Below are 26,776 nucleotides of genomic sequence, written 5' to 3' on the forward strand. Positions count from 1 at the left end.
ATATATATAACAGATAATGAAATTGAATGATACAGTAAGAATAATATACAAATATTTAGCAACATGATTGTGTTGAAAAATATTAATACATAGTATTTGACGTGTAAAAACTAATGAGGTAAACTTGTAAAAGAGTTCATTAATTGTATCAATGGTGTTACATAAAATAGTGGTACAGAATAAAATGATGGTGAGGTAAAAGAAAATTTGTTTTATCTTATCTTTTCTGTAAAAACTATTTAGTAGTATGTTTAAGAACTAAGCTAACCAAAATTCTATGTAATATCACGGGTTTACTCAATACAAAGTACAAAATAGATAGGACTGACTATCTGCTTTTTAATCTTTAGGTTTTGGGTAATCTAATTTAGTGGATAATATTTTCAAAAATTTAGCTCCTGAATTGAAAGGAAGAGGTGACCTAAATGGTTTCTAAAACTCAAAACGCTAAGCTTGATGCGAAGAAAACACTAGAAGTTGTTGAGGAACAATTTCAAACACTTCAAATTTTAAATGAAGCTGGTGAAGTCGTAAACGAAGCAGCAATGCCTGAACTTACTGATGAACAGCTCCAAGAATTAATGCGTCGCATGGTTTACACGCGAATTCTTGACCAGCGTTCTATTTCTTTAAATCGTCAAGGAAGATTGGGTTTCTACGCTCCAACTGCAGGGCAAGAAGCTTCTCAATTAGCTTCCCAATTTGCATTAGAAAAAGAAGATTTTATTTTACCTGGATATCGTGATGTTCCGCAAATTGTTTGGCATGGCTTACCATTATCCCAAGCATTTTTATGGTCAAGAGGACATTTTCAAGGTATGCAAATTCCGGACGGAGTAAATGTTCTTCATCCTCAAATTATCATCGGTGCCCAGTATGTTCAAACTGCCGGTGTTGCTCTTGGTTTTAAAAAGCGTGGAACAAAGGCAGTAGCTATTACTTATACCGGTGATGGAGGAACATCACAAGGTGATTTCTATGAAGGAATGAACTTTGCCGGCGCCTATAAAGCTCCAGCCATCTTCATTGCTCAAAATAACCGATTCGCTATATCAACTCCTGTTGAAAAGCAATCAGCTGCCAAAACTCTAGCTCAAAAAGCTGTTGCAGCTGGAATTCCGGGAATTCAAGTTGACGGTATGGATCCACTTGCTGTTTATGCTGCTGTACGTGAAGCACGCGAACGAGCAATTAATGGTGAAGGTCCAACATTCATTGAAACTTTAACATACAGATATGGTCCACATACTATGGCAGGTGATGATCCAACTCGTTATCGTACAGCAGACCTTGACAATGAATGGGAAAAGAAAGATCCATTAGTTCGTTTCCGTAAATTCCTTGAAAACAAAGGTCTTTGGTCAGAAGAAAAAGAAAATGAAGTAATCGAACAAGCGAAAGAAGACATTAAAGAAGCAATTAAATTAGCTGATGCTGCACCTAAACAAAAGGTTACTGATTTGATGTCTATTATGTATGAAGAAATGCCTCAAAACTTACAAGAACAATATGAAATATATAAAGAAAAGGAGTCGAAGTAAGCCATGGCTCAAATGACAATGATTCAAGCAATAACAGATGCTTTACGTTCGGAATTACGCAACGATCCAAATGTGTTAGTATTCGGTGAGGACGTTGGTGTAAACGGGGGTGTATTCCGTGCAACCGAAGGGTTGCAACAGGAATTTGGCGAGGATCGTGTATTTGACACTCCACTTGCTGAATCTGGAATCGGCGGCTTAGCAGTAGGTCTAAGTTTGCAAGGATTCCGCCCGGTTCCGGAAATTCAATTTTTTGGTTTCGTATTTGAGGTCATGGATTCCATTGCTGGTCAGTTAGCCCGCCAACGTTATCGTTCAGGTGGAAAGTTTAGTGCGCCTGTAACGTTTCGCTCGCCATTTGGTGGAGGGGTACATACTCCTGATATGCACGCTGACAGTTTAGAAGGACTTATGGCTCAGACACCAGGAGTTAAGGTTGTTATTCCTTCCACTCCGTATGATGCTAAGGGGCTGCTCATTTCATCTATCCGTGACAATGATACAGTTGTTTTCCTTGAGCATATGAAGTTATACCGTTCTTTCCGTCAAGAAGTTCCTGAAGAGTCATATACAATTCCACTAGGAAAAGCTGAAGTTAAACGTGAAGGTACAGACGTTTCAATTATTACTTATGGTGCAATGGTACATGAGTCATTGAAAGCTGCAGAAGAGTTAGAAAAAGAAGGTTTTTCTGCGGAAGTAATTGATTTACGGACTGTAAGCCCGATTGATATTGAGACAATTATTGCATCCGTTAATAAAACAGGCCGTGCGATTGTTGTTCAAGAAGCACAAAAACAAGCTGGTATTGCAGCAAATGTTGTTGCTGAAATAAATGATCGTGCAATTTTAAGTTTGGAAGCACCAGTCCTACGTGTGGCTGCTCCAGATACCGTTTTTCCATTCCCACAAGCAGAAGCTGTTTGGCTTCCGAATTATAAAGATGTAATTGCAACAGCTAAAAAGGTTTTAACCTTTTAATTAACCTATTTAATCGTAGTTTATTTCTATAGTTATGTTGCTCAAAAAAACATGTAATTTAGGAGGATGAATCCTAGTGTCATTTCAATTTAAAATGCCTGACATCGGTGAAGGTATACATGAAGGCGAAATTGTTAAATGGTTCGTAAAACCAGGTGACAAAGTTCAAGAAGATGATGTACTTTGTGAGATTCAAAATGATAAGGCTGTAGTAGAAATCCCTTCCCCTGTTGAAGGAACAGTAGTTGATGTATTAGTTGGCGAAGGAACTGTCGCAACAGTTGGACAAGTTTTGGTAACCTTTGATGCTCCTGGTTACGAAAACCTACAATTCAAAGGCGATGAACATGCTGATGAACCGAAACAAGAAGAGAAGCCAGCAGCAGCAGCTCCTGCGCCAGAGGTTAAACAAGATACAGCACCACAACCAGCAGCAGTTGCAGTAGCAGTAGCACCACAAGTTGATGTTGATCCAAATCGTCGCATTGTTGCTATGCCATCTGTTCGTAAGTATGCTCGTGAGAAAGGAATTAATATCCAATTAGTTCCTGGAACAGGAAATCTTGGACGCATTCTTAAGAGTGATATCGATTCATTTGTAAGCGGTGGAGCAGCACCTGCACCACAAGCTGCGACTGATACTGCAGCAACAACGGAAAATGCTAAAGTGGAGGCACCACAAGCGGCTGCGGCAGCTATTCCTCAAGGAGAATATCCTGAAACTCGCGAGAAAATGAGTGGTATTCGGAAGGCAATTGCTAAGGCAATGGTTAACTCTAAGCACACTGCACCACACGTAACACTTATGGATGAAGTGGATGTAACTAAACTTGTTTCACACCGTAAGAAGTTTAAAGAGGTAGCTGCAGCCAAAGGCATTAAGCTTACATTCTTACCATACATCGTTAAAGCATTAACAAGTGCATTACGTGAATTCCCTGCATTAAACACATCACTAGATGATGCAACAAGTGAAATTATTCATAAGCACTATTATAATATTGGAATTGCAGCTGACACAGAAAAAGGCTTACTTGTACCAGTTGTAAAAGATGCAGACCGTAAGTCCGTTTTCTCAATTTCTAACGAAATCAATGAATTAGCTGGAAAAGCACGTGACGGAAAGCTTGCCCCTAATGAAATGAAAGGTGCTTCATGTACTATTTCCAATATTGGTTCAGCTGGCGGTCAATGGTTTACTCCAGTAATTAATCACCCTGAAGTTGCTATCTTGGGTGTTGGCCGAATTGCAGAAAAACCAATCGTTAAAAATGGTGAAATTGTTGCGGCACCAGTATTAGCTTTATCTTTAAGTTTTGACCACCGTATGATCGATGGAGCAACAGCACAAAATGCATTAAATCATATTAAACGTTTGTTGAACGATCCAGAACTATTGTTAATGGAGGCGTAATATAATGGTCGTTGGAGATTTCCCAATTGAAACAGATACTATAGTCATCGGAGCTGGTCCGGGAGGATATGTTGCAGCTATTCGTGCAGCGCAGCTTGGACAAAAGGTGACAATTGTTGAAAAAGAATATGTAGGTGGCGTTTGTTTAAATGTCGGTTGTATTCCTTCGAAAGCTTTGATTTCAGCGGGTCACCGCTACGAAACAGCCATGCATTCCGATTCTTTTGGTATTACCGCAGAAAATGTAAAAGTGGATTTTTCAAAAGTTCAAGAATTCAAGGCAGGCATCGTTAAAAAGTTAACAGGTGGTGTCGAAGGTTTATTAAAAGGTAATAAAGTAAATATTGCTCGTGGTGAGGCTTATTTTGTCGATGCCAATACATTGCGTGTTATAAATGAAGATTCAGCACAGACTTATACTTTTAAAAATGCAATTATTGCAACTGGATCTCGTCCAATCGAACTTCCAGCCTTTAAATATTCAAAACGTGTTCTGAATTCTACTGGGGCGCTTAACTTAAATGAAATCCCTGAAAAAATCGTCGTCATTGGCGGTGGAGTAATTGGGATTGAACTTGGCGGTGCCTACGCAAACTTTGGCAGCCAGGTCACCATTTTAGAGGGTGCCGAAGAAATACTCGGTCTTGGCGTTTTTGATAAGCAAATGGCTGCACTCGTAAAAAAGAGCATGAAGAAAAAAGGTGCAGAATTCTTTACAAAGGCATTTGCTAAGGGCGTTGAAGAAACTGAAAACGGCGTTGTCGTAACGTTCGAAACAAAAGGCGAAGAAAAGAAAATCGAAGCAGATTATGTGTTTGTAATGGTCGGAAGACGCCCTAACACCGATGAAATGGGATTAGAACAAGTAGGCGTTAAGTTATCTGACCGCGGTTTGATTGAAATTGACAAACAATGCCGCACCAACCTCACTAATATCTATGCTATTGGTGACGTTGTAGCAGGTCCTCAGTTAGCACATAAAGCTTCATATGAAGCGAAAATTGCTGCTGAGGCAATTGCTGGTCACACGTCTGAAATTGATTATTTAGGTATCCCTGCTGTTGTCTTCTCTGACCCTGAATTAGCTTCAGTTGGCTATACAGAATCACAAGCAAAAGAAGAAGGAATCGCTGTAATTGCAGCTAAATTCCCATTTGCTGCAAATGGTCGTGCGTTATCATTAGACAGTGGTGATGGATTCTTGAAACTAATTACTCGGAAAGAAGATGGACTTGTAATTGGGGCACAGATTGCCGGAACTAGCGCGTCGGATATGATCGCAGAATTAGGTCTTGCGATTGAAGCAGGAATGACTGCAGAAGATCTTGCTATGACAATTCATGCACATCCAACACTCGGAGAAATAACAATGGAAGCGGCGGAAGTAGCGTTAGGAAGCCCAATCCACATTATGAAATAAATTAGAAAGAATAAAGTCCTTTTCGCTAATTAGCGGAAAGGACTTTTTTTATTTCTGACGAATTGTTCTTATAAGAGGGCTGTGTTAAAGGTTAAAATTGATTCTGTTGATTGTAGTGGAAGGCGCGAAGACTCCTGCGGGAGTACGGGTCAGGGGAGACCCCGCAGGAGCGCAGCGACGAGGAGGCTCCCCGGCACGCCCGCGGAAAGCGAAGCGCCTGGAACGGAAATCAACAGACAAGGTTAACATAGCCTTATAAATAGAAGCGTAAAAAAATCCTTGTTATCATAAAAACAAAATATATCTCTCGTTTTTAAAACATATACTTAAAAGAACTAACATTCTAATTTTTATTTTGAATGTATTAAGAGTGGTGATAAATATGAGGGTCTATATAGTCGTGATACTACAATTTATCATTTGGAGCGGTTATACCTTTATTGAATGGTTGTCAAAACATGACCAGCTAATATATAAAGTCATTATGTTTTTTGTATTTTTTTATCTAGCTTATTTACTTGGAAATCATGTAACCAAATCGGCGCGTAAAACACTATTTATCACTACTTTAAGCCTTGTTATATACACTTCAATTCACTATACCATGGAAATGTTTACTCACTAAAAAAAGCCCCTTAAGGAGCTTTTTTATTTTCGTGGATAATAATACATGATGCGCTCATTGAACAGATGGAGTTCCCCTTGCAGTTTTTTCGCAAGGTATTTACAAAATTCATTGGCTTTCCCTTTATCACCGTAAGTAGATTGATCAGGTAAAGTGATTTGTATGTATGTTTGTTCCAGTTCCTGACCCTCTTCGTTACGAATCGTTTCCTGATCAACTCCAACTAAAATGGCATAGTAGCGTTCATCATTTGAATGTAAATAGAACCATTTGCCTTTGGCCTCTATTGTTTCTTTCAGTTCATATGGGAAGGCAGACTCTCCGTATTCCCATCCTATTTGATTGCCTGTTTTTGTTGTATTCTTTTTATACTCAATAAATAAGTCCTTTACTTCCTCAATTGTTACCTTTTGTTTAGCAGATGAAGGCACTAGCTTAATGTATGCGTTAACAGCCATCATCATTCCCCCCCACGAGTACGTAGTTTTAATCCTCTCTATTCTAGCACTGAATAAAATATTATGACAACTGCGGTATGAAATAAATGTACAAGTTTCTTGTTTCTTATTTAAATTTGAATTATAATAATATTCTAAAGAATCATTCTTTTAAAAAAGGAGGAACTTATGGAAATCTTTGAGAAGCTCTATGATGAGCATGAAAATTCAAAAGTTAGGTTTATTGGGTTTACCACGGAAAGTACACGTTATGATTTTGGAATTATTTATACCACCATGTTTTTTGGAAAGCCGTTAGTTGTCTGCATGCAAACAGGCCGCTCCACTCTCCTTGACCCCAAAGATATTGAAGATATTGATTACCTTCAAACCGTATTCCGTATACCTGACCAACAGCAGGCAGCTGATTTGGCTGACTTCTTCAGAGAAACTCTACCATCCATCCCTTTTGTCACCCAATATGAGTAATGATTCAAAAAAGAAGGCCTTAATTGGCCTTTTTTTTTATGAAAATTTTTAATTGTGACATACAATTTAGGCTTGATATTTATAATGTGATATATTATTATGTGATTAAGGATATATAAATACTTCACTTTTTGGACATTCATTAATGAAAAGGGGATTGAGCAGATGGGTACTTTAGTATGCCAAACATGTAATTCTACTATTGATCATTTTGAAGATGAAAAAGTAACGGTGCTTTATTCTAAGTGCAATTGTTGCGAGGATCATCATACAGAGGAAGATATTTAATAGCTAAATATAAATAAAACAGGATTCCTAAATGGAATCCTGTTTTTTTGTTCTATTTTATTGCTTTATATTCCTTAATCACGAGAAGTGATTTAAGTTCATCATCCTCCGGTCCTTGTACAGGGAGGCCTGCTTCGAGGTTTTTCCGGATGTAATGGAGGTTTTCCTTTGTAATAATCTCACCAGGGATAAAAATTGGGATACCTGGTGGATAAACCATTACAAATTCTGCAATGATTCTTCCTTCTGATTCTTCAAAAGGAATAACTTCAGTTTCCGCATAAAATGCATCTCTAGGTGTTAATGCAAGCACGGGGATTTCTGGAAGAAGAACTTCTACAGGTTCAATTCTATCAGTACTGTGCTGGCATTCGTCCGCTAATTCCTTGAGAGCATTTACTAGTAAGTCTGCTTCGGTTTCTGTGTCTCCAAGTGTGATAATACAAAGAATGTTATATAAATCGGAAAGTTCCACTTCAATATTATGTTTTTCTCTTAGCCACTTTTCTACATCATAACCAGTTAAACCTAATTCTTTCACAGAAATAATCAATTTAGTTGGATCGTAATCAAAGGTAGCTTTTGAGCCTAAGATTTCTTCACCAATACAATGCAGATTTTCAATCTCATTAACTCTTTTACGAATTGATTGTGCTACTTTAATGGTATTATCAATTAATTCCCTTCCCTTTGTAGCTAATTGCTTACGTGCGACATCAAGTGAAGCAAGCAATAAATACGACGTTGAGGTAGTAGTTAGCATACTTAATATGGATTGGACATGTTTGGCAGAAACAAGGCCTTCTTTAACATTTAGGATCGAACTTTGGGTCATTGAACCGCCTAGTTTATGAACGCTTGTAGCAGCCATATCTGCACCAGCCTGCATCGCAGAGAGAGGAAGTTCTTCATGGAAATGAATATGAACACCATGGGCTTCATCAACAAGGACAGGAATATCATAAGAGTGTGCAATTTCAACAATCTTTTTTAAATCTCCGGATATACCAAAATAAGTTGGGTTGATAACTAATACTGCTTTTGCATCTGGATGCTGTGTAAGAGCTCTTGCTACGGCATCGGGAGTGATTCCATGTGAAATACCTAATTCCTTATCAATTTCGGGCTGGATAAATACGGGAATAGCTCCAGAGAAAACAATGGCCGACATGATTGATTTATGGACATTCCTAGGAACGATAATTTTATCATCAGGTCCACAAACAGCCATGATCATCGCAATAATTGCTCCGCTTGTGCCTTGTACCGAAAAGAATGTTCGGTCCGCACCAAAGGCTTCCGCTGCTAAATCCTGCGCTTGCTTGATAATCCCTTTTGGTTGATGCAAGTCGTCTAGCGGCCCGATATTTATTAGGTCGATAGACAGGGCGTTATCCCCGATAAAGTTACGAAATTCAGGGTCAATCCCAGCCCCTTTTTTATGACCTGGAATATGGAATTGTATTGGGTTCTTTTTTGCATGTTCTAATAAACCGCTAAATAACGGTGTTTGATTTTGAGTCAATTGTTAACCACACCTCTTTGTAAAAAATACTCTATTTATGTCGAATTTCAATAATAAACAAAAGGAATTATAGCATTATTCCTATTCATTGCAAAGAAATATATGTTATTCCTTGCCCGGTTTACGATAGTTTCCCTTGAATACAGGAAAATTACCCTGAAGTAACGAAATAACAAGTAGAAAGTTTTTAGGAGGGTTTCAAATGGAATGGAAAACACGAGTTACTCATTTATTAAACATACGTTATCCGATCATTCAAGGGGGATTAGCTTATTTAGCCTATTCTGAGTTAGCGGCAGCCGTTTCAAACGCTGGTGGTCTTGGACAGATTACGGCCATGTCCTTAGCTGAACCTGAACAACTTCGAGCGGAAATTCGTAAAGTGAAACAACTGACAAACAATCCTTTTGGGGTTAACTTTGCGATTGGACAGCATGGCAGACCATTCGCCGATTTTCTCCAAGTGGCTATTGATGAAAAGGTCCCGGTAGTTTCAATGACAGGAGGAAACCCTGCTCCCATATTTGAGCAATTAAAAGGGACACAGATAAAAACACTCGTCCTTGTTGCAGCTAGAAGACAGGCAGTGAAAGCAGAAGAACTTGGTGCAGACGCTGTTATGGTCGTGGGGCAGGAAGGTGGGGGACATCTTGGCCGAGATGATGTAGGTACCATGGTTTTGGTGCCTCAAGTTGTAGATGCTGTTTCTATACCAGTTATTGCTTCGGGTGGAATAGGTGATGGCCGCGGTCTAATGGCTGCCCTTAGTTTAGGTGCAGAAGGAATTGAAATGGGTACAAGATTCATTGCAACAAAGGAATGTGTTCATGCCAACGAGTTATATAAGAAGACCTTAGTAGAAGGCAATGAATCTGGAACAGTGGTGATAAAGAGAACACTAGGTGCTCCGGCTAGGGCACTTGCTAACAGTTGGACAGAAAAAATTCTGGACATTGAAAAAAACAATGGGGGATACGATGGATTAAAAGATTACATTAGTGGAACTGCAAACCAACGCTATATTTATGATGGTGTACCTGATGAGGGCTTTGCATGGGCAGGTCAAGTGATGGGGTTAATTAAAGATGTCCCTACAGTTGAAGAATTATTTCGTCGAATGATTCATGATGCAGAACAAATTCGTGCAAAATGGGGAAAATAAGTATATGATTCTGTTTAGTTGAATTAGTTAGAAGGTGAAATTATGGAATACCAATATCCTATTGATCATCATTGGAGTACAGAAGAAATTGTGGATGTGATTGCATTTTTCGAAACAATTGAAAAGGCTTATGAACAGGGAATTGACCGCGATGAAGTATTGAAGGCGTATCGCCGCTTTAAAGAGATTGTTCCTAGCAAAGCTGAAGAAAAGACAATTTGTAATGAATTTGAAGAAATGAGTGGCTATTCGTCTTATCGAACCATAAAAAAGGTAAAAGATGCATCCTCCGGGGATAGAATAAAAATGAAATAGGATGAACAGCTCCTGCACCTTTTGTGCAGGAGCTGTTTTCTTTTTACTTTCTATTTTGTGAGATTCGATATAGAGCGGCTACCTTCTCAAATACGTCCTCAATTTGTTGAACTAACTGATCGGAACCTAATTGAATGACTTGTTCTCTGTCAATCGTATACCCACATAATAATTCTGCTTTCTTTACGTTTTGCAGGCGGTCAAAAAGCGAACGAAGTTCTTCTTTGGATAAATGACTGTGTGCAATGGTTTCTGGTTTTGTATGATCCACTGACCAAACAAAGTCCTTTGGAGTATCTTTGTAAATCTTTGCTAATTTTTTTGAAAATCTTTCAGCAATTAAATCTTTTTGAGGTGCTTCATAAATAACGGCAAACCATATAAACAAATGGGTGTTCCACATGCCAATCTGAAAATGGGGGAGCATTTTATAACCTCGAGGATTACTAGAGAATGCTACCCAAGTATCTTTAGGCGGATTAATGGTCCTTCTGGCATGTTTTGCTACATGAACAAACATTTCATCATCCGTAAGTGAAGAAATGAAAGGGGCGAAGTGATTGCCTAATTCTTCTAATTTGGGTCGAACGGTTTCCTTCAAAGCCTCCATTCTTGCCTCTAAACCATCTATTAAAAAAACATCAAAATCAACGTTTGTAAATCCTTTAAAAACCATACGTATAAACCTCCAGCTAAACATTTGTTCTTAATTGTAGCATAACAATAAGAGAGACCAATAATTTGATGCTTTCTAGGTAAGAGCACATATTTGTTGCAACATATCTCCCTGACTCATATTATACAGTAAAAAAATAATCTGAAAAATGAGTTAAATCCAGGAAGGGGAGGAGAAACGTGAAACAATTAATGAATACCTCACTTAAAAAAGCAAGCGAAAAGGAAAGAACAGCAGTTTTAAGATTGGAAATGGATTATGAATTAGCTACATTATTCGAAGCCATTGAAGAAAAGAATGAGAAAAAAATGAAGGAATGCAAACAAAAATTAGAAAAAATCCGCCAAGAATTATTACGATTAAAAGCACTTTGATAAATTAATAATGTTTTTTTATCCAAGGAGAAATAAAGCAGGATGGAAAGAAATAGAATATATTCTGAACTTATAAAACGAACTCCAGTAAAAATGAAGGGGGTTCGTTTATTATTGTCCTTTTTGATGTGGTACGGGTACCTCTTAAAAGTTGATGTGTTCCAACAATTTGATTAAGCTATAGGTACATTATTTAATTTATGATGCATCATACTACATACATTGAAATCTTGACAGGATTATAGAATTATTTGGAGGAGAGTTATGGACTGGGATCAAATTTATTTTCATGCAAAGGAATGGGTTAATGCCGCAGGAGCTAGAATTAGATTATCTTTTGATGAAACATTAAATATTCAAACGAAGTCAAATGCTAATGATTTGGTAACGAATATGGATAAAGAAATTGAACAATTTTTTATTAGTAAGATCAGAGCGGTTTATCCTGATCATAAAATATTGGGCGAAGAAGGGTTTGGGGATACACTAGAAAATCTTGATGGTGTGGTTTGGATGATTGATCCAATCGATGGAACGATGAATTTTATTCATCAACAAAGAAATTTTGCTATTTCTCTTGGTATTTATGAGAATGGGATTGGTAAAATTGGGCTCATTTATGATGTGTTCCATGACGAACTATATCATGCCAAAAGGGGAAATGGAGCTTATTTAAATGAAAAACCTTTGGCTCCTCTAAAGGATTCAACTGTTAAGGAATCCATCATAGCACTAAATGCAACATGGGTCATGGAAAATCGCCGTATTGATCATAATTTAATGATTCCTCTAGTGAGAGATGCACGGGGAACAAGATCATATGGTTCGGCAGCCCTTGAAATGGTGTTTGTTGCGACAGGAAGAGTTGATGCGTACCTCTCGATGCGCTTATCTCCTTGGGATGTTGCTGCAGGGGCAGTAATTATAGAAGAACTTGGCGGTTTTGTTACAAATCTAAGGGGAGAAAAACTGAGCTTCCTTGCACAGGATTCATTATTTACTGCAAATCAAGGATTACACCAATCGATCTTGAAGGACTACTTAAAAGAGGGAAGATGGTAAAAAGAAGAAGCCGTTGTAGGCTTCTTCTTTTATAATTCTCCATTTTCACGCATTTTCTTTTTTGTTTTAAATCCCATTCCCATAATTACGATAATTGCAAGGATACAGCCAATAGCACCGATTATGCTTTTTTCGCTAATTGCAACACCAATCCCCATAATACTTGCCGCTGCAAGGATCGCATAAACGAGTAATGACCACTTTACGTTTTTCATTTTTTCACCCCTTTTTCATTGAAAAATACAGTTCAAACGTACAATGCTTTTGTATATTTTATATTCTACAATAAAATGGTTAGGGGTTTCCACTTTAATTGTGGTATAATGTTTTAGTTGTGAATGGGAAACTACAAATAGACTTATTTTTAGAATATAGGAGTGGAATTTTTTGAATATAAGAAATGATATACGTAATATTGCAATCATTGCCCACGTTGACCACGGGAAAACCACGTTGGTGGATCAATTGTTGAAACAATCTGGAACATTTCGTTCTAACGAGCATGTTGAAGAACGTGCTATGGATTCTAATGACTTAGAAAGAGAGCGTGGAATCACCATCCTCGCGAAGAACACGGCTATTCAATACAAAGATACTCGTATCAATATTTTGGATACTCCAGGACACGCTGACTTTGGCGGAGAAGTGGAACGGATTATGAAAATGGTTGATGGGGTATTACTTGTAGTTGATGCTTATGAAGGCTGTATGCCACAAACTCGTTTTGTTCTTAAAAAGGCATTAGAACAGAATTTAACTCCAATTGTTGTTGTTAATAAAATTGACCGTGACTTTGCGAGACCTGCAGAAGTAATCGATGAAGTAATCGATTTATTTATTGAACTTGAAGCAAATGAGGATCAACTTGAATTCCCAGTTATTTACGCTTCAGCGATTAATGGTACAGCAAGTACTAACCCTGAGAAGCAAGATGAAAATATGCAATCCTTGTATGATGCAATTGTTGAATATATACCTGCTCCAGTTGATAATCGTGAAGATCCTTTACAATTCCAAGTTGCTCTTCTTGATTACAATGATTATGTTGGCAGAATCGGTATCGGCCGTGTTTTCCGCGGTACGATGAAGGTAGGTCAACAAGTTGCCCTAATGAAGATAGATGGTTCAGTTAAGCAATTCCGTGTGACCAAAATTTTCGGTTTCTTTGGATTAAAGCGTCAAGAAATCCAAGAGGCAGTAGCGGGTGATTTAATCGCAGTTTCAGGGATGGAAGATATCAACGTTGGTGAAACAGTTTGTCCGGTTGAACATCAAGAAGCACTACCAATTCTAAGAATTGATGAGCCAACATTACAAATGACATTTGTTGTAAACAACAGTCCATTTGCAGGTAGAGAAGGTAAGTATTTAACTGCAAGGAAGATTGAAGAAAGATTACGGGCACAATTGCAAACTGATGTAAGTTTACGAGTGGATAACACAGATTCACCGGATGCATGGATCGTTTCTGGTCGTGGTGAACTTCATTTATCAATCTTAATTGAAAACATGCGTCGTGAAGGCTATGAACTTCAAGTTTCTAAACCAGAAGTTATCGTTAAAGAAATTGATGGTGTACGTTGTGAACCAGTGGAAAGAGTCCAAATCGATGTACCAGAAGAGCATACTGGTGCAGTAATGGAATCTATTGGTGCCCGCAAAGGCGAAATGCTGGATATGATCAATAATGGTACCGGCCAAGTTCGTTTAATCTTTAATGTGCCAGCACGTGGCTTAATTGGTTACACTACCGAATTCTTAACGATGACTCGTGGTTATGGAATTATTAATCATACCTTTGATAGCTACCAGCCAATGTTACCAGGCCAAGTCGGTGGACGACACCAAGGTGTGCTTGTTTCAATGGAATCTGGAAAAGCTTCCACATATGGTATCATGCAAGTGGAAGACCGTGGAACTATTTTTGTTGAACCAGGTACGGAAATATACGAGGGGATGATCGTGGGCGAAAATACTCGTGAAAATGACATCACCGTTAATATTACTAAAATGAAACAGGCAACAAATGTGCGTTCAGCTAACAAAGATCAAACATCAGTGATTAAAAAGCCGCGCATTATGACATTAGAAGAGTCATTAGAATATTTAAATGACGACGAATATTGTGAGGTTACACCGGAATCGATTCGTCTTCGTAAGAAAATTCTTGATAAAAATGAACGTGAAAGAGCTGCTAAAAAGAAAAAATATGCTGAACAGAGTTAAGTAAAAGGAGTGCAAGAAGATGGAAGGATTCTCTCCTAGCCTTAGATTTTTCATTGAACTAACAGATGTAAAAACCGCTGTGTGGTTACAGTATGTATATATTGTTATTTTAGCGGCCATTGTATATAAGTTAGGCTTTGCAAAAAAATTGCCTCTTTTGAAAAACATCGTGATTTATACTTGCTTACTGATTGGATGCTTTGTTATGCTGATTTTTTCTTATGCATTGCCAATCGCGGAAGGGCTCGCAGGTGCGGCCGTGTTATTGATAATTTATAAAATACGCTTACATCAAACGAAAAAGCATCAGGCTGAAGCGAAATAACGGGGGTTTAGTTAAATGAAATCCGTTCAGGATACACTATATAATTGGCTTACAATTAAGGTTGTATGCGACTCACGTCCTGATGATACAGCAGCTCGAGATACTTTACACCTTTTTGAAGAAATGTTAGCTGATCTTGACCTCTCCAACATAGAGGTAACAACAGATGTTGTCATGTATTATGTTTCCTATCAACAAGGGGATGAGACGAAAAAAACTCGTTTTCCACGGGAATTGATAGAGGTCATGCTGCAACAGATTAATCAAGAACCAGAAAAGTATGAGAATTATCCAATTGAAGAATAAATAAAAACCATCATGTTCATTCCAATTTGGAATGTGCATGATGGTTTTTTTAGTAATAATCTACACGTGCGCTTTCGTTTTTTTTCACCAGTCGTCTTCCTCCGATTTCGTACGGTATAAACGGAAATTTCCTGTTTCAAATCTGGCATTTGTTTTTTTGGCTATTCTTGCATTACATTCATTACACATATATGTATGGATGGGACGATTACGAAGTCGTTTGGCCACAAACGATTCATCCTCAATTGCTTCAATTTTATCGCAAATTACACATTTAACTCTCATAAGACACCTCTTTAACTATTTCTAATAACCGATGGTTTTCCTCTAGTATATCATGGCAGAAAGTTTGTAAGTAATCAATTGGTTAAATTTGATGAAAGAAAGGGATAGTAGTAATATGAGAATATCTGTTTTTTTAAAAACAGGGTAAAGGATCTAATTAAAGGGGATGTAGAAAATGGCAAATCAAGTAGAACCAATGCTAATTAAGCCTTTATATGATGAGCTTCAAAAAGAGCGGTTTGTGACATTGGCAACAGTTGATTATGAAACAGGGGGTCCTAATGTTAGTTCTATTTCCTGGGTGTTTGCAAAGGATGAAAGTACCATCTATTTTGCAGTAGATAATCGCTCTAGGATCCTCGAGAATATTCATAAAAACAATCAAGTGGTTATTAATTTGATTGCGAATGAATCTACATATGCTATTCACGGGGACGCTCTGGTAAAAGAGGAAAAACTGCAGGATGTGCCACTAAAACTTGCTCTTATCCAGGTGAAAATTACTGCGGTAAGGGATGTTATGTTTTATGGTTCTAAAATAGTCACAGAGGTTCAATATGACAAAACCTATGATAAAAATGCTGCCCAAAAGTTAGACAATCAAGTTATGGATGCAATAAGAAAAGCTTAGGAGTTAACCTAAGCTTTTTTTTATACTTAGTATATATCTTTGAAATTTGTTTGCTGTCTAGCTCCAGCGGCCGTGATAGGCGCTTCCGCTTTTCTATTTATAGTGATTAGATTGGTCTTCTTGTTCTTTTTCCAGCTTCTTTTGGTCGTTTGATTTTAGCTTTTTATCTGGTTTTTCAGGAGCATTTTTAGGGCTTGGGGTAAGTATATCTCCAGGTACTTCTGGCATTAATCGACCGGCTACATCTGCAAGTTCCTCCATAATACCTTGGATTGGCCTGCCTTTATTAATATCCTCTTGAATCTCTTTCAAACGCTGCGTTGTATCCGCATCAGCTACGACTACTGACTTAGCACCATAGGGATCCTTTTTTAAACTTTCAGCCACGGAATACTTAATGGACCCTACTTGTGAACGGTCAATTTTTGAGTTCACATCAATACCGACAATGGCATATCTTCCTATTACCACAGCAGTTGCATCTTTAACATTTGGAATACTTGTTGCAAGTTTTACCAATCGTTTAGAGATCTCTTGCCCTGTTTTTCGATCAACATTTTCAATATAGCTGTTTTTTACTTTAACGGATGAATTGTTTACATTGTTTGAGAGTTCCTTATTTGTACTACAGCCGGCTAAGATTAGCAAGAACGCAGTTATGATAAAGGTCTTCTTCATTTCTATTCCACCTCCGCAATGCTTTATAAATAATTGAGATAAAGTCATAATCACTTATCTGAATTGAATGTCTCACTAACATTTATTGTGCGGAAATCCTTCTATCTTTATTCCAATAAACATATATTTTACCAAAGTTCAATCTAGCAGAAGGGTTGTTTGCAAGTTGCAATCCAAACAACAAGTAAAGCAGGAGGCGTTGCTTTGAGTAAGATATACGTGTTAGATACGAATGTCTTGTTGCAAGACCCGTATTCACTCTTCTCCTTTGAAGATAATGAGGTTGTAATTCCTGCAGTGGTTCTTGAAGAAGTGGACTCAAAGAAAAGGTACATGGATGAAGTAGGGAGAAATGCAAGACAAGTATCAAGGTTAATTGATGGCTTTAGGGCTTCAGGAAAACTCCATGAAAAAATTCCTCTTGAAAACGGAGGGACCATCCGAATTGAGTTGAATCATCGTACTTTCCATGAGCTTCAGGATATATTTGTTGAAAAAACAAATGATAATCGAATTTTGGCTGTTGCGAAAAATTTATTTTTAGAAGAACAAACCAAAGAAAATGGAAAGCCAGTTATTCTAGTAAGTAAGGATGCTCTTGTCAGGGTCAAAGCAGATGCAATTGGATTAGATGCCGAAGATTTTTTAAATGATCGAGTAGTTGAAATCGATCATATCTACACAGGCTTTTTTGAAGTGTTGATTCCCATCGAGTTATTAGGTCGTTTTTATGAAAAAGGTGAACTGAATCTCTCTGAGATAGCAAATCACCCATTTTATCCGAATCAATTTTTAGTAATGAAAGATGCATTGGGGAGTTCTGCATCTGCCATAGGAATGGTAGATAAAACCAGTAAGAAAGTAAAAAAACTAGCTTTAAACCAAGAGCATGTTTGGGGCATCCATTCCAGGAATGTTCAGCAGACGATGGCAATTGAATTGTTATTACGAAAAGATATTCATTTAGTGACATTAACTGGGAAAGCAGGAACAGGAAAAACGCTGTTAGCACTTGCTTCTGGTTTGATGCAAACGGAAGATTTCCGGGAATATAAAAAACTTTTAGTGGCAAGGCCGATAGTCCCGGTAGGGAAGGACTTAGGATTTTTACCGGGAGAAAAACAAGAGAAACTTAGACCATGGATGCAGCCCATTTTTGATAATCTCGAATTTCTATTCAACACTAAAAAGCCAGGAGAACTTGATGCTATTTTAGCGGGACTGGGATCAATTGAAGTGGAGGCATTAACGTATATTCGCGGCAGAAGTTTACCGAAGCAATTCATCATCATAGATGAAGCCCAAAATTTAACGAAGCATGAAGTGAAAACGATCCTTACGCGTGTTGGAGAAGGAAGTAAAATTGTGTTAATGGGCGACCCTGAACAGATTGATCATCCGTATCTTGATGCATATAACAACGGATTAACTTATGTCGTTGAAAAATTTAAGGATCAGTCTATTTCAGGACATGTTAAATTAATGAAAGGAGAAAGGTCGGGATTAGCTCTATTGGCTGCAGATTTACTCTAAATTATATTAAAAAGTAAAACGGGCGCCAAAGGCACCCGTCTTATTTTATGGTTATACGCGTAACATTTTTAATCGGAGTTTTCTGATTGGAGCCATCGCCAAAATAAACATGAATTGGTCCGTCTACTGTAAGTGGCTTGCCATTATCGGAAAATTTTAAGATAAAATCATTGGCCGTTTCAAGAGGGTATTCATATTCACTGTTAATACAGTGAATAACTAATGTATTTGCATTACTAGCAGGTTCTGAATTTTGTAAAAAGGGTTTTAATGGTATACCGAATGTCCCGGTCAATACCTTTTCTTTTTCAAATTTTCTTTCAGTTTTCAATGTAGGCGGGTAAATCGCACCCTCGATAATTTCACGGTCCCAATGTTTGGATACTGCTTTTGTATACTCTTCCAATGATTGAGAATTCTCTAACTTTGTTGTAAAATAGGTGGTTAAATCAACTCGTCTGTCGTCAAAAATCCACACACTAGGATCAAGTGTGATTGTATACTTCACGTTTCCTGAAATGATAATTATATTTTCCATAGTGTATTCCCCCTAAACCTTTGCATAATTAGTATAACTTTTTTTTGCAAGATGTCATAGTAGGACAATCGGGTTTCGCTAAAAGATAAATCATCTATGAAGAACATTTGTCCCAACTTGCTGCTTTATTTAATCTACTTCATTGTTCTTGCAATTTTCCGTTGTAAACGGTAAAATTTATAGATAAGTTGAATTATCGCTCTGAGATGGGGGGATTTATGTTGGCCTCTGAAATGATCGTGAATCACCAAGAAAAAGCATTTGCCTTATTACAGGCTGACGCTGAAAAAATATTAAGGCTAATCAAAGTGCAAATGGACAATCTCACAATGCCTCAATGCCCTCTTTATGAAGAGGTTTTAGACACTCAAATGTTTGGCCTATCAAGAGAGATAGATTTTGCTGTTCGATTAGGTTTAATAGATAGTAAAGATGGTAAAGCAATCCTCGATACATTAGAAAAAGAGCTATCAGTGCTTCATGATGCATCGTTAAGGAAATAGTTGCATAGGAACTCAAACAATTACTGTTCATTGTTTGGGTTTTTTTGTTATTTAAGACAGGTGATTTCATTTATTTTTGAGACTATTCCAATATTAATTTGTTGTAACAAATTAGCTTTTCCTCAAGAAATAATGTTTATTTTCTATTATAATAGAATGATATAAATCAATATTGAAAATGAGGACCATTTAATGCTAAAAAAAATATTGAAATCATATGATTATACTTTAATTATTGCTACTGTCCTTTTGTGCACCTTTGGACTTGTTATGATTTACAGTGCAAGCATGGCTTCAGCCGTACAAAGATACGAAGTACCAAGTGATTATTTTTATCAAAAGCAAAAACTTTGGTTGTTGATTTTTACACTAATTTTTCTTTTTACTGCGATTATGCCCTATAAGATAATGCAGTTTACAAAAGGGTTTCAGGTTCCTATGGTTATTGGGTCTATCGTGATCCTTTTAGGACTAATTCCCTTTGGTGTAATCGTTGGTGGTGCCCAAAGTTGGTATCAAATCGGCACATTTCGCCTGCAGCCATCTGAATTTGTCAAACTTGCGGTGATCATTTATTTAGCAGCAGTATATGCGAAAAAGCAATCCTATATAAATCAACTGAATAAAGGTGTTCTTCCGCCGTTAATTTATTTATTTATCATATGCGGGATTATTATTTTACAGCCTGATTATGGAACAGCCTTTATTATTGTATCCATTGCCGCTATGATAACCTTATGCTCAGGGCTGAACCCTAAAAGTATCTTAAAATTACTAATCATAGCTCTTATAGTATTGGTGCCAATTGGTTTTGTTGCAAAAGATAAGATATTTTCAGAAAAGCGTACTGACCGTTTTGCTATTTTAGACAATCCTTTTGCTGAAGATGTTGTAAATAATGCTGGGTTTCATCTAGCAAACTCATACATTGCGATAGGCTCCGGTGGTATTAATGGATTAGGTTTAGGAAAGAGTATCCAAAAACTTGGCTATTTACCGGAATCACATACTGACTTCATCATGGCTGTAATTGCGGAAGAATTAGGGATATGGGGTGTTGGTTTCGTAATTATTCTCCTCTTCTATATTGTTTTAAGAGGGATTTATGTTGGATTACAGTGTAAAGATCCTTTCGGAAGTCTGCTAGCGATTGGTATTTCAAGTATGATTGGAATCCAGACATTTGTAAATTTAGCAGGAGTATCTGGATTAATTCCATTAACAGGAGTCACGCTGCCATATGTAAGCTATGGCGGGTCCTCGCTTTTAGTACTTGCAGCAGCGACCGGAATCCTTGTAAATGTTTCTATGTTCAATAAATATGAAAAGAAATATAAAAATAACCAGGAACAGCTTGATAAACGGGTTAAACAAAAAGATGGTAAGGTTTTTTATATTTAATTAAAACGCGAAGGACATTTATGCTCTTCGCGTTTTTAAAAATACATAGAATAGAAGGTGCTTTTTGTGACTAGACAAATTAAAAAAGTATTGGTAGCCAACCGAGGGGAAATTGCCATAAGGGTTTTTCGTGCTTGTACAGAATTGAATATTCGAACTGTTGCGATTTATTCGAAAGAGGATTCCGGGGCTTACCATCGTTACAAAGCTGATGAGGCTTATCTCGTAGGGGAAGGAAAAAAACCAATTGATGCCTATTTAGACATTGACGGCATCATTGCAATCGCCAAAAAAAGCGGTGCTAATGCCATTCATCCAGGGTATGGTTTTTTGTCTGAAAATATTCATTTTGCTAAGCGTTGTGAAGAAGAAGGAATTATATTTATTGGACCTCAGGTAACACAATTAGATATGTTCGGGGATAAGGTAAAAGCAAGGCATCAGGCAGAGCTTGCCGGAATACCAGTCATTCCAGGGAGCCCAGGTCCGGTTAAAGAGGTAAATGAGGTAGAAGACTTTGTGGAAGAACACAAGCTGCCAATTATCATAAAGGCCTCTCTTGGCGGAGGCGGCCGCGGGATGAGAATTGTAAAACAAGTAGATGAAATCCGTGAAGCATTTGAAAGGGCAAAGTCGGAAGCAAAAGCCGCTTTTGGAAATGACGAAGTATATCTTGAAAAATTAATTGAAAATCCAAAGCATATTGAAGTTCAAATTATTGGAGATAAGCAGGGGAATATAGTTCACCTTTTTGACCGGGATTGTTCCGTACAAAGGCGCCATCAAAAGGTTGTAGAGGTTGCTCCAAGCGTATCCATATCTGAAGAATTACGAAAAAGAATATGCGAAGCTGCTGTAAAATTGATGAAAAATATAAATTACTTGAACGCAGGTACCGTAGAGTTTCTTGTTTCTGGCAATGATTTTTACTTTATTGAAGTAAATCCACGAGTTCAAGTAGAACACACAGTCACGGAGATGGTAACAGGTGTCGATATCGTCCAAACGCAAATATTGATTGCGGAGGGGCATGAATTACATGGTCCGATAGTCGGAATACCATTACAAGAAAAAATCCAAGTTAACGGATTTGCGATTCAGTCAAGGGTAACAACGGAAGACCCGCTAAATAATTTTATGCCTGATACAGGAAAAATTATGGCCTATCGTTCTGGTGGAGGTTTTGGAGTACGTCTGGATGCAGGAAATGGCTTTCAAGGTGCTGTTATTACCCCCTATTATGACTCATTATTAGTAAAACTATCAACTTGGGCATTGACCTTTGAGCAAGCAGCCTCAAAAATGGTTCGCAATTTGCAGGAATTCAGGATTAGAGGGATAAAAACAAATATCCCGTTCTTAGAAAATGTCGTGAAGCATGAAAAGTTTAGGAATGGCGAATATGATACTTCATTTATTGATACGACTCCAGAATTGTTTATTTTCCCGTTTCGTAAAGACCGTGGGACAAAAATGTTATCGTACATTGGAACTGTAACCGTAAATGGGTTCCCAGGTATTGAGAAGAAGAAAAGACCAGTATTTTCAAAGCCAAGAATACCTAATTTACCATATGATTTGCCGTATCAATCGGGGACTAAACAAATCCTTGACAAGTTCGGTGCAGAAGGTCTTGTCGAATGGGTTAAGAACCAACCACAAGTATTATTAACGGATACGACCTTTCGTGATGCACACCAGTCATTATTAGCTACCCGTTTGCGGACGACCGATATTCTACATATCGCTGAGCCTTCTGCAAAACTTTTGCCAGACTTATTCTCATTTGAAATGTGGGGCGGAGCAACTTTTGATGTGGCATACCGCTTTTTGAAAGAAGATCCATGGGACCGATTAGTATCACTTCGTAAGAAAATTCCAAATGTATTATTCCAAATGTTGATTCGTGGAGCGAACGCAGTAGGATATAAAAATTATCCTGATAATCTGATCCGTGAATTTGTGGATCAATCTGCTTCAGGTGGAATTGATGTTTTTCGAATTTTCGATAGTTTAAACTGGGTAAAGGGAATGGAAGTTGCGATCGATGCGGTTCGTCAAACTGGTAAAATTGCTGAAGCATCAATTTGTTATACAGGCGACATTTTAGATCAGACAAGAACGAAATACAATCTTCAGTATTACAAACACTTGGCAAAAGAGTTGGAACTTCAAGGGGCACATATACTAGGAATTAAAGATATGGCTGGATTATTAAAGCCTGAGGCAGCGTACAGACTTATTTCTGAGCTAAAAGAAACAGTTAATATTCCTATCCATCTTCATACCCATGATACTAGCGGAAATGGTCTCTTTACGTATGCAAGGGCAATAGATGGAGGAGTAGATATTGTTGACACGGCTTTAGGAACAATGGCAGGCTTAACATCCCAGCCTAGTGCTAATTCATTATTTTATGCACTTGAGGGGACGCCTAGGAAACCACAAGTAAATATTGATGCATTGGAGAAGTTGTCTTATTATTGGGAAGATGTACGCAAGTATTATCAAGATTTTGAAAGTGGAATGATTTCCCCTCATACTGAAATTTATCAACATGAGATGCCAGGAGGTCAATATAGCAACCTTCAGCAACAAGCGAGAGCGGTTAGTCTCGGTGACCGTTGGGATGAAGTAAAAGAAATGTATGCACGCGTAAATCAGATGTTTGGTGATATTGTCAAGGTGACCCCATCTTCAAAGGTCGTTGGCGATATGGCATTATTTATGGTTCAAAATGATTTATCCGAGGAAGACGTTCTAATAAAGGGGAATTCGCTGGATTTCCCAGACTCAGTTGTTGAACTATTTGAAGGATCGCTTGGCATGCCATACGGTGGCTTTCCAGAAGGCTTGCAACAAGTAATCTTAAAAGGAAAAAAACCATTGGAAGTTCGCCCAGGTGAATTGCTTGATTCAGTGGACTTAGAGGAAATAAAGGAAAAATTATTTAAAGAACTTGGCAGACAAGTGACTGATTTTGAGATTATTTCTTATGCTTTATATCCTAAAGTATTTATGGAGTACATGAAAATAGATGAACAATATGGCAATATCTCAGTACTTGATACACCAACATTCCTTTATGGAATGCGACTGGGTGAAGAAATTGAAGTTGAAATTGAAACAGGGAAAACACTAATTGTTAAACTCGTCTCTATCGGTCATCCTCAAGCTGACGGTACGAGAGTAGTTTACTTTGAATTAAATGGTCAGCCACGGGAAGTATCCATCAAGGATGAGAGTATTAAATCTACGGTAGTCTCTAGGTTAAAGGCTGATCCGAAAAATGAAAATCAATTAGCTGCGACAATGCCGGGAACGGTGGTTAAGTTGCTCGTCGAAAAAGGTGAAAAAGTGGAACGCGGTGATCATTTAATGATTACCGAAGCAATGAAAATGGAAACAACCGTTCAAGCGCCATTTTCAGGAATTGTGAAGGATATTTATGTATCAAGCGGGGATGCAATATTAACAGGTGATCTTTTACTTGAATTAACTAAAAACTAAAAAAGTTGCTAGGGATAACGTTTCCCTAGCAACTTTTTTACTGATAATTTCTTTTAGATCTCGAATATAACAAAAGGAAATAACTCAAAACTCCAAATAAGCAGGTAATAAAGAAAGCATGCAAAAGAGCGATATACAGATTTAAACTAGTAAAAATGATTAAAGCACCAGCAATCACTTGTAAGGAAACCAGGATGAAAGATATTATCCATCCCCAATAAAGAACTCTTTGCTCTTTATAATGGCGGACCGTCAAAATAAGGATATAAGTAATCCAGATAAAGATTAGGCCAGCAGCTGCCCGGTGCCCCATTTGCACCCATTCATACAAGTTAGAGGGTAAAGCTGGGGTGTCATTTAAACATAATGGCCAGTCCCGACAAACAAGACTAGACTTCGTATGACGCACTAGTGCACCAGTGTAAATAACCAGATAACTATAAATGGAAACACCGACAATATGAAACCCCATTCGCTTATCAATATAAAGTTTTTCTGCATTAAATTTCTTATCAATTTCAAAAATTAAAAGTGTTAACAATAACACCGATGAAAAGGAGATAAGTGAAATACCGAAATGTAAGGCTAGAACAAAACTTGATTGTCCCCATTTTACTGCAGCTGCCCCGATTAATGCTTGTAAAAGTAAAAAGAAAAAGGACAGGAATGAAAGAAATTTTGTTTCTCTTATATGCCCTATCGCCTTCCATGACCAAACCGATAGAATGAGAACCATAATTCCACCTACTCCGGAAACAAGCCTGTGGGCAAGTTCAATAGCTAATTCTGGCGTTATTGCCAACGGAAGGAATTTGCCATGACAAAGTGGCCAAGATCTTCCGCATCCCATTCCAGAACCGGTCTTTGTCACTAATGCACCGCCAATTAGGATAAAAATCATTACGATGGTAGTGGCAACCGCTAACCACTTCAAAGATCGTCGCAAAAAAGTCACCTCTTAATAGTTCAATAATTTGTCATTGGATAAACCTGACAGTATAATAAATGGAAAAGAACAAGGATTTTTAAATTCCCTATTAATAATAACGAATAATGTCGAAAATGAACAGAAATTAAGTATAGATTATTAAATAACTTTTATTAATAAAAAAGGTCCTGAATAATAAATAATTAACACTATTATTATAGTGAAAACAATTGAAACTTTGCTTTTAGTCTGTTAGAAATAGATATAAAGTAGTCTACATAGAATGAATTATTCGAAAAGTAAGCGATTTCACTTGTAAAATTCACACTTCAGTCATTAATTAATGAATCCTGTCACAATTTTGTACAAAATTATTCAAAAAAAGTTCACAAAAATATCGGAAAGTGTGATTTAATATACAGAGAAAGTGTTTTAAAAATCACTATTCTTTTTTGATAATTATTATTCAAGTCGAAAAAAATTTCTTGATTTTTCTGCTGAGCATTCCTTTTTATTACAAATGAGGGCATAAATAATTAAGTATCAATAATTACGTACTTAAATGATGAATGTTTTGTTATTTAGGTTTTAGGAGGAGAAACAAATGTCTAATTCTAAGGCTTACGGAGATGCTGCTATTGATAATGGCGCTGCGGGCCTGAATACTAATTTACAAACCTCAGCTTGGAAAGACCTTATGGCTCTCATAAAAATAGGGATTGTTAATTCCAACCTTATTACTACCTTTACAGGTTTATGGTTAGCGCTACATTTTACAGGGCAAAGTTTTCTACATAATTTAGATATTGTCTTTTTTACAGTAGTTGGTTCTTCTTTAATCATTGCTGGCTCCTGTGCAATCAATAATTATGTTGATCGCGACATTGACCATTTAATGGAAAGAACCAAAGCCAGACCCACTGTAACAGGAAAAATAGGGCCGGTAAAAGTTCTTACCTTAGGTATTTTACTCATTGGACTGGGAACACTGTCTTTATTCTTTACTACGATGACTGCAACAGTAATTGGACTGCTTGGAGTTTTTAGTTATGTTTTCCTCTATACCTTGTGGTCAAAGAGGCAATTGGTTTCCAATACTATTATCGGAAGCATTTCAGGAGCCGTACCTCCTCTAATTGGCTGGGCAGCTGTTGATGCAAATCTTGATATCATGGCATGGTCATTGTTTGTTTTAATGTTTGTTTGGCAGCCTCCGCATTTTTATGCATTGGCGATGAGAAGAGTTAAAGAATATGAAGCTGCTGGTATCCCAATGCTACCGGTAGTGAAGGGGTTCAAAACCACCAAAATTCACATCGTACTATGGGTTGCTGCACTACAACCGATTCCGTTTTTTTTAACCAAGTTAGGAATCCCATTTCTAGTACTTGCTATCTTATTAAATATCGGATGGCTGGCATTAGGGATTTATGGATATAGAATCAAAGATGACATAAAGTGGGCAAAACTAATGTTTGTTTACTCTTTGCAATATTTAACTATTATTTTTGTAGCAATGGTTATCGTTACATTAATTTAGTTTTGCAATTGATTGTTTCTGGAGATGAGTTTGAAGGAAACAATCATCCTACATACTTCTTTG

The 26,776-nt window shown here is 37.4% G+C and carries 27 protein-coding genes; 19 read left to right on the plus strand and 8 right to left on the minus strand.

Going from position 1 to position 26,776, the window contains the following annotated elements; genetic code table 11:
- Positions 1-425 precede the first annotated feature (425 nt).
- The 4 genes from pdhA (at position 426) to lpdA (ending at position 5,356) form a co-directional block, all read left to right on the plus strand.
- Positions 426-1,541, plus strand: a complete 1,116-nt coding sequence (pdhA, locus tag QNH17_RS07985; protein ID WP_283878189.1) for a pyruvate dehydrogenase (acetyl-transferring) E1 component subunit alpha — start codon at positions 426-428, stop codon at positions 1,539-1,541.
- 3 nt (positions 1,542-1,544) lie between these two features.
- Positions 1,545-2,522 carry an alpha-ketoacid dehydrogenase subunit beta gene (locus QNH17_RS07990; RefSeq protein WP_283878190.1) on the plus strand — a complete coding sequence of 326 codons (978 nt, stop codon included), beginning with the start codon at positions 1,545-1,547 and terminating at the stop codon, positions 2,520-2,522.
- A 76-nt stretch (positions 2,523-2,598) separates the two neighbouring features.
- Positions 2,599-3,936 (plus strand): dihydrolipoamide acetyltransferase family protein, encoded by a 1,338-nt coding sequence (locus QNH17_RS07995; protein WP_283878191.1) that lies wholly within the window; start codon positions 2,599-2,601, stop codon positions 3,934-3,936.
- A gap of 4 nt (positions 3,937-3,940) precedes the next feature.
- Positions 3,941-5,356: a dihydrolipoyl dehydrogenase gene (lpdA, locus tag QNH17_RS08000; RefSeq protein WP_283878192.1), complete on the plus strand. Its 1,416-nt coding sequence runs from the start codon at positions 3,941-3,943 to the stop codon at positions 5,354-5,356.
- A gap of 648 nt (positions 5,357-6,004) precedes the next feature.
- Here lpdA and QNH17_RS08010 read toward each other — a convergent pair.
- The gene (locus QNH17_RS08010) at positions 6,005-6,439 is read right to left on the minus strand and encodes a DUF1885 family protein (protein ID WP_283878194.1); all 435 of its coding nucleotides are present in this window, start codon (positions 6,437-6,439) and stop codon (positions 6,005-6,007) included.
- A gap of 168 nt (positions 6,440-6,607) precedes the next feature.
- On the opposite strand from QNH17_RS08010, the gene QNH17_RS08015 reads away from it, so the two are divergent.
- Together QNH17_RS08015 and QNH17_RS08020 are read left to right on the plus strand one after the other, a co-directional pair.
- Positions 6,608-6,907, plus strand: a complete 300-nt coding sequence (locus QNH17_RS08015) for a DUF3055 domain-containing protein (protein WP_144548755.1) — start codon at positions 6,608-6,610, stop codon at positions 6,905-6,907.
- Between the two features lie 165 nt (positions 6,908-7,072).
- The gene (locus QNH17_RS08020; RefSeq protein WP_283878195.1) at positions 7,073-7,195 is read left to right on the plus strand and encodes a GapA-binding peptide SR1P; all 123 of its coding nucleotides are present in this window, start codon (positions 7,073-7,075) and stop codon (positions 7,193-7,195) included.
- A 52-nt stretch (positions 7,196-7,247) separates the two neighbouring features.
- Here the strand turns inward: QNH17_RS08020 and QNH17_RS08025 are convergent, their stop codons facing one another.
- A complete protein-coding gene (locus QNH17_RS08025; RefSeq protein WP_283878196.1) occupies positions 7,248-8,720 on the minus strand; it encodes an aminotransferase class I/II-fold pyridoxal phosphate-dependent enzyme in 1,473 nt (490 codons plus the stop codon).
- Between the two features lie 202 nt (positions 8,721-8,922).
- Between QNH17_RS08025 and QNH17_RS08030 the strand changes: the two genes are divergently transcribed.
- Together QNH17_RS08030 and QNH17_RS08035 are read left to right on the plus strand one after the other, a co-directional pair.
- Complete coding sequence (locus QNH17_RS08030; RefSeq protein ID WP_283878197.1) at positions 8,923-9,882, plus strand: NAD(P)H-dependent flavin oxidoreductase; 960 nt, start codon at positions 8,923-8,925, stop codon at positions 9,880-9,882.
- Positions 9,883-9,924: 42 nt separating this feature from the next.
- Positions 9,925-10,197, plus strand: coding sequence for a UPF0223 family protein (locus QNH17_RS08035; protein WP_283878198.1), 273 nt, complete (start codon positions 9,925-9,927; stop codon positions 10,195-10,197).
- A 43-nt stretch (positions 10,198-10,240) separates the two neighbouring features.
- On the opposite strand, the gene QNH17_RS08040 is transcribed toward QNH17_RS08035, so the two are convergent.
- Positions 10,241-10,873 (minus strand): YktB family protein, encoded by a 633-nt coding sequence (locus QNH17_RS08040; RefSeq protein WP_283878199.1) that lies wholly within the window; start codon positions 10,871-10,873, stop codon positions 10,241-10,243.
- 179 nt (positions 10,874-11,052) lie between these two features.
- Between QNH17_RS08040 and QNH17_RS08045 the strand changes: the two genes are divergently transcribed.
- Entirely contained in the window at positions 11,053-11,247 is a 195-nt protein-coding gene (locus QNH17_RS08045; protein WP_098572623.1) for a YkzI domain-containing protein, read from the plus strand.
- Between the two features lie 264 nt (positions 11,248-11,511).
- A complete protein-coding gene (locus QNH17_RS08050; protein ID WP_283878200.1) occupies positions 11,512-12,309 on the plus strand; it encodes an inositol monophosphatase family protein in 798 nt (265 codons plus the stop codon).
- A 29-nt stretch (positions 12,310-12,338) separates the two neighbouring features.
- Here QNH17_RS08050 and QNH17_RS08055 read toward each other — a convergent pair whose 3' ends face one another.
- Complete coding sequence (locus QNH17_RS08055) at positions 12,339-12,524, minus strand: YlaF family protein (protein ID WP_283878201.1); 186 nt, start codon at positions 12,522-12,524, stop codon at positions 12,339-12,341.
- Positions 12,525-12,696: 172 nt separating this feature from the next.
- On the opposite strand from QNH17_RS08055, the gene typA reads away from it, so the two are divergent.
- The 3 genes from typA to QNH17_RS08070 are packed head-to-tail and all read left to right on the plus strand — an operon-like array spanning position 12,697 to position 15,166.
- The gene (gene typA, locus QNH17_RS08060) at positions 12,697-14,535 is read left to right on the plus strand and encodes a translational GTPase TypA (RefSeq protein WP_283878202.1); all 1,839 of its coding nucleotides are present in this window, start codon (positions 12,697-12,699) and stop codon (positions 14,533-14,535) included.
- 19 nt (positions 14,536-14,554) lie between these two features.
- Positions 14,555-14,860, plus strand: coding sequence for a YlaH-like family protein (locus tag QNH17_RS08065; RefSeq protein WP_144548773.1), 306 nt, complete (start codon positions 14,555-14,557; stop codon positions 14,858-14,860).
- Between the two features lie 15 nt (positions 14,861-14,875).
- The gene (locus QNH17_RS08070; RefSeq protein WP_283878203.1) at positions 14,876-15,166 is read left to right on the plus strand and encodes a hypothetical protein; all 291 of its coding nucleotides are present in this window, start codon (positions 14,876-14,878) and stop codon (positions 15,164-15,166) included.
- An 84-nt stretch (positions 15,167-15,250) separates the two neighbouring features.
- On the opposite strand, the gene QNH17_RS08075 is transcribed toward QNH17_RS08070, so the two are convergent.
- The gene (locus QNH17_RS08075) at positions 15,251-15,451 is read right to left on the minus strand and encodes a YlaI family protein (RefSeq protein WP_283878204.1); all 201 of its coding nucleotides are present in this window, start codon (positions 15,449-15,451) and stop codon (positions 15,251-15,253) included.
- Between the two features lie 175 nt (positions 15,452-15,626).
- Here QNH17_RS08075 and QNH17_RS08080 point away from each other — a divergent pair, with 175 nt between their 5' ends.
- A complete protein-coding gene (locus QNH17_RS08080; RefSeq protein WP_283878205.1) occupies positions 15,627-16,082 on the plus strand; it encodes a pyridoxamine 5'-phosphate oxidase family protein in 456 nt (151 codons plus the stop codon).
- Between the two features lie 93 nt (positions 16,083-16,175).
- Here QNH17_RS08080 and QNH17_RS08085 read toward each other — a convergent pair whose 3' ends face one another.
- Positions 16,176-16,760 carry a YhcN/YlaJ family sporulation lipoprotein gene (locus QNH17_RS08085; protein WP_283878206.1) on the minus strand — a complete coding sequence of 195 codons (585 nt, stop codon included), beginning with the start codon at positions 16,758-16,760 and terminating at the stop codon, positions 16,176-16,178.
- Between the two features lie 204 nt (positions 16,761-16,964).
- Here QNH17_RS08085 and QNH17_RS08090 point away from each other — a divergent pair, with 204 nt between their 5' ends.
- Positions 16,965-18,293 (plus strand): PhoH family protein, encoded by a 1,329-nt coding sequence (locus tag QNH17_RS08090; RefSeq protein ID WP_098572738.1) that lies wholly within the window; start codon positions 16,965-16,967, stop codon positions 18,291-18,293.
- Between the two features lie 40 nt (positions 18,294-18,333).
- Here the strand turns inward: QNH17_RS08090 and QNH17_RS08095 are convergent, their stop codons facing one another.
- Positions 18,334-18,831, minus strand: a complete 498-nt coding sequence (locus QNH17_RS08095; protein WP_283878207.1) for a molybdopterin-binding protein — start codon at positions 18,829-18,831, stop codon at positions 18,334-18,336.
- A 221-nt stretch (positions 18,832-19,052) separates the two neighbouring features.
- Between QNH17_RS08095 and QNH17_RS08100 the strand changes: the two genes are divergently transcribed.
- The 3 genes from QNH17_RS08100 (at position 19,053) to pyc (ending at position 24,245) form a co-directional block, all read left to right on the plus strand.
- Positions 19,053-19,334 (plus strand): Fpa/YlaN family protein, encoded by a 282-nt coding sequence (locus tag QNH17_RS08100; protein ID WP_026566329.1) that lies wholly within the window; start codon positions 19,053-19,055, stop codon positions 19,332-19,334.
- Between the two features lie 192 nt (positions 19,335-19,526).
- The gene (locus tag QNH17_RS08105; protein ID WP_283878208.1) at positions 19,527-20,735 is read left to right on the plus strand and encodes an FtsW/RodA/SpoVE family cell cycle protein; all 1,209 of its coding nucleotides are present in this window, start codon (positions 19,527-19,529) and stop codon (positions 20,733-20,735) included.
- Positions 20,736-20,801: 66 nt separating this feature from the next.
- Positions 20,802-24,245, plus strand: a complete 3,444-nt coding sequence (gene pyc / locus QNH17_RS08110; RefSeq protein ID WP_283878209.1) for a pyruvate carboxylase — start codon at positions 20,802-20,804, stop codon at positions 24,243-24,245.
- A gap of 37 nt (positions 24,246-24,282) precedes the next feature.
- Here the strand turns inward: pyc and QNH17_RS08115 are convergent, their stop codons facing one another.
- Positions 24,283-25,191 carry a COX15/CtaA family protein gene (locus QNH17_RS08115; RefSeq protein WP_283878210.1) on the minus strand — a complete coding sequence of 303 codons (909 nt, stop codon included), beginning with the start codon at positions 25,189-25,191 and terminating at the stop codon, positions 24,283-24,285.
- A 586-nt stretch (positions 25,192-25,777) separates the two neighbouring features.
- Here QNH17_RS08115 and cyoE point away from each other — a divergent pair.
- On the plus strand, positions 25,778-26,713 hold the full coding sequence (cyoE, locus tag QNH17_RS08120; protein ID WP_283878211.1) for a heme o synthase: 936 nt from the start codon (positions 25,778-25,780) through the stop codon (positions 26,711-26,713).
- Positions 26,714-26,776: the final 63 nt, after the last annotated feature.

Source organism: Neobacillus sp. SuZ13, assembly GCF_030123365.1.
Classification (GTDB): domain Bacteria; phylum Bacillota; class Bacilli; order Bacillales; family Cytobacillaceae; genus Neobacillus.

What these genes read in the sequence shown, in the direction of transcription:
- QNH17_RS08030 (WP_283878197.1), top strand. Translation starts at nt 8,923, where the DNA reads ATGGAATGGAAAACACGAGTTACTCATTTATTAAACATACGTTATCCG.
- QNH17_RS08095 (WP_283878207.1), bottom strand. Translation starts at nt 18,831, where the DNA reads ATGGAAAATATAATTATCATTTCAGGAAACGTGAAGTATACAATCACA.
- QNH17_RS08010 (WP_283878194.1), bottom strand. Translation starts at nt 6,439, where the DNA reads ATGGCTGTTAACGCATACATTAAGCTAGTGCCTTCATCTGCTAAACAA.
- QNH17_RS08075 (WP_283878204.1), bottom strand. Translation starts at nt 15,451, where the DNA reads ATGAGAGTTAAATGTGTAATTTGCGATAAAATTGAAGCAATTGAGGAT.
- QNH17_RS08070 (WP_283878203.1), top strand. Translation starts at nt 14,876, where the DNA reads ATGAAATCCGTTCAGGATACACTATATAATTGGCTTACAATTAAGGTT.
- QNH17_RS08020 (WP_283878195.1), top strand. Translation starts at nt 7,073, where the DNA reads ATGGGTACTTTAGTATGCCAAACATGTAATTCTACTATTGATCATTTT.
- QNH17_RS08015 (WP_144548755.1), top strand. Translation starts at nt 6,608, where the DNA reads ATGGAAATCTTTGAGAAGCTCTATGATGAGCATGAAAATTCAAAAGTT.
- QNH17_RS08035 (WP_283878198.1), top strand. Translation starts at nt 9,925, where the DNA reads ATGGAATACCAATATCCTATTGATCATCATTGGAGTACAGAAGAAATT.
- QNH17_RS08040 (WP_283878199.1), bottom strand. Translation starts at nt 10,873, where the DNA reads ATGGTTTTTAAAGGATTTACAAACGTTGATTTTGATGTTTTTTTAATA.
- QNH17_RS08065 (WP_144548773.1), top strand. Translation starts at nt 14,555, where the DNA reads ATGGAAGGATTCTCTCCTAGCCTTAGATTTTTCATTGAACTAACAGAT.
- lpdA (WP_283878192.1), top strand. Translation starts at nt 3,941, where the DNA reads ATGGTCGTTGGAGATTTCCCAATTGAAACAGATACTATAGTCATCGGA.
- QNH17_RS07990 (WP_283878190.1), top strand. Translation starts at nt 1,545, where the DNA reads ATGGCTCAAATGACAATGATTCAAGCAATAACAGATGCTTTACGTTCG.
- QNH17_RS08080 (WP_283878205.1), top strand. Translation starts at nt 15,627, where the DNA reads ATGGCAAATCAAGTAGAACCAATGCTAATTAAGCCTTTATATGATGAG.
- pdhA (WP_283878189.1), top strand. Translation starts at nt 426, where the DNA reads ATGGTTTCTAAAACTCAAAACGCTAAGCTTGATGCGAAGAAAACACTA.
- cyoE (WP_283878211.1), top strand. Translation starts at nt 25,778, where the DNA reads ATGTCTAATTCTAAGGCTTACGGAGATGCTGCTATTGATAATGGCGCT.
- QNH17_RS08050 (WP_283878200.1), top strand. Translation starts at nt 11,512, where the DNA reads ATGGACTGGGATCAAATTTATTTTCATGCAAAGGAATGGGTTAATGCC.
- QNH17_RS08085 (WP_283878206.1), bottom strand. Translation starts at nt 16,760, where the DNA reads ATGAAGAAGACCTTTATCATAACTGCGTTCTTGCTAATCTTAGCCGGC.
- QNH17_RS08105 (WP_283878208.1), top strand. Translation starts at nt 19,527, where the DNA reads ATGCTAAAAAAAATATTGAAATCATATGATTATACTTTAATTATTGCT.
- QNH17_RS08055 (WP_283878201.1), bottom strand. Translation starts at nt 12,524, where the DNA reads ATGAAAAACGTAAAGTGGTCATTACTCGTTTATGCGATCCTTGCAGCG.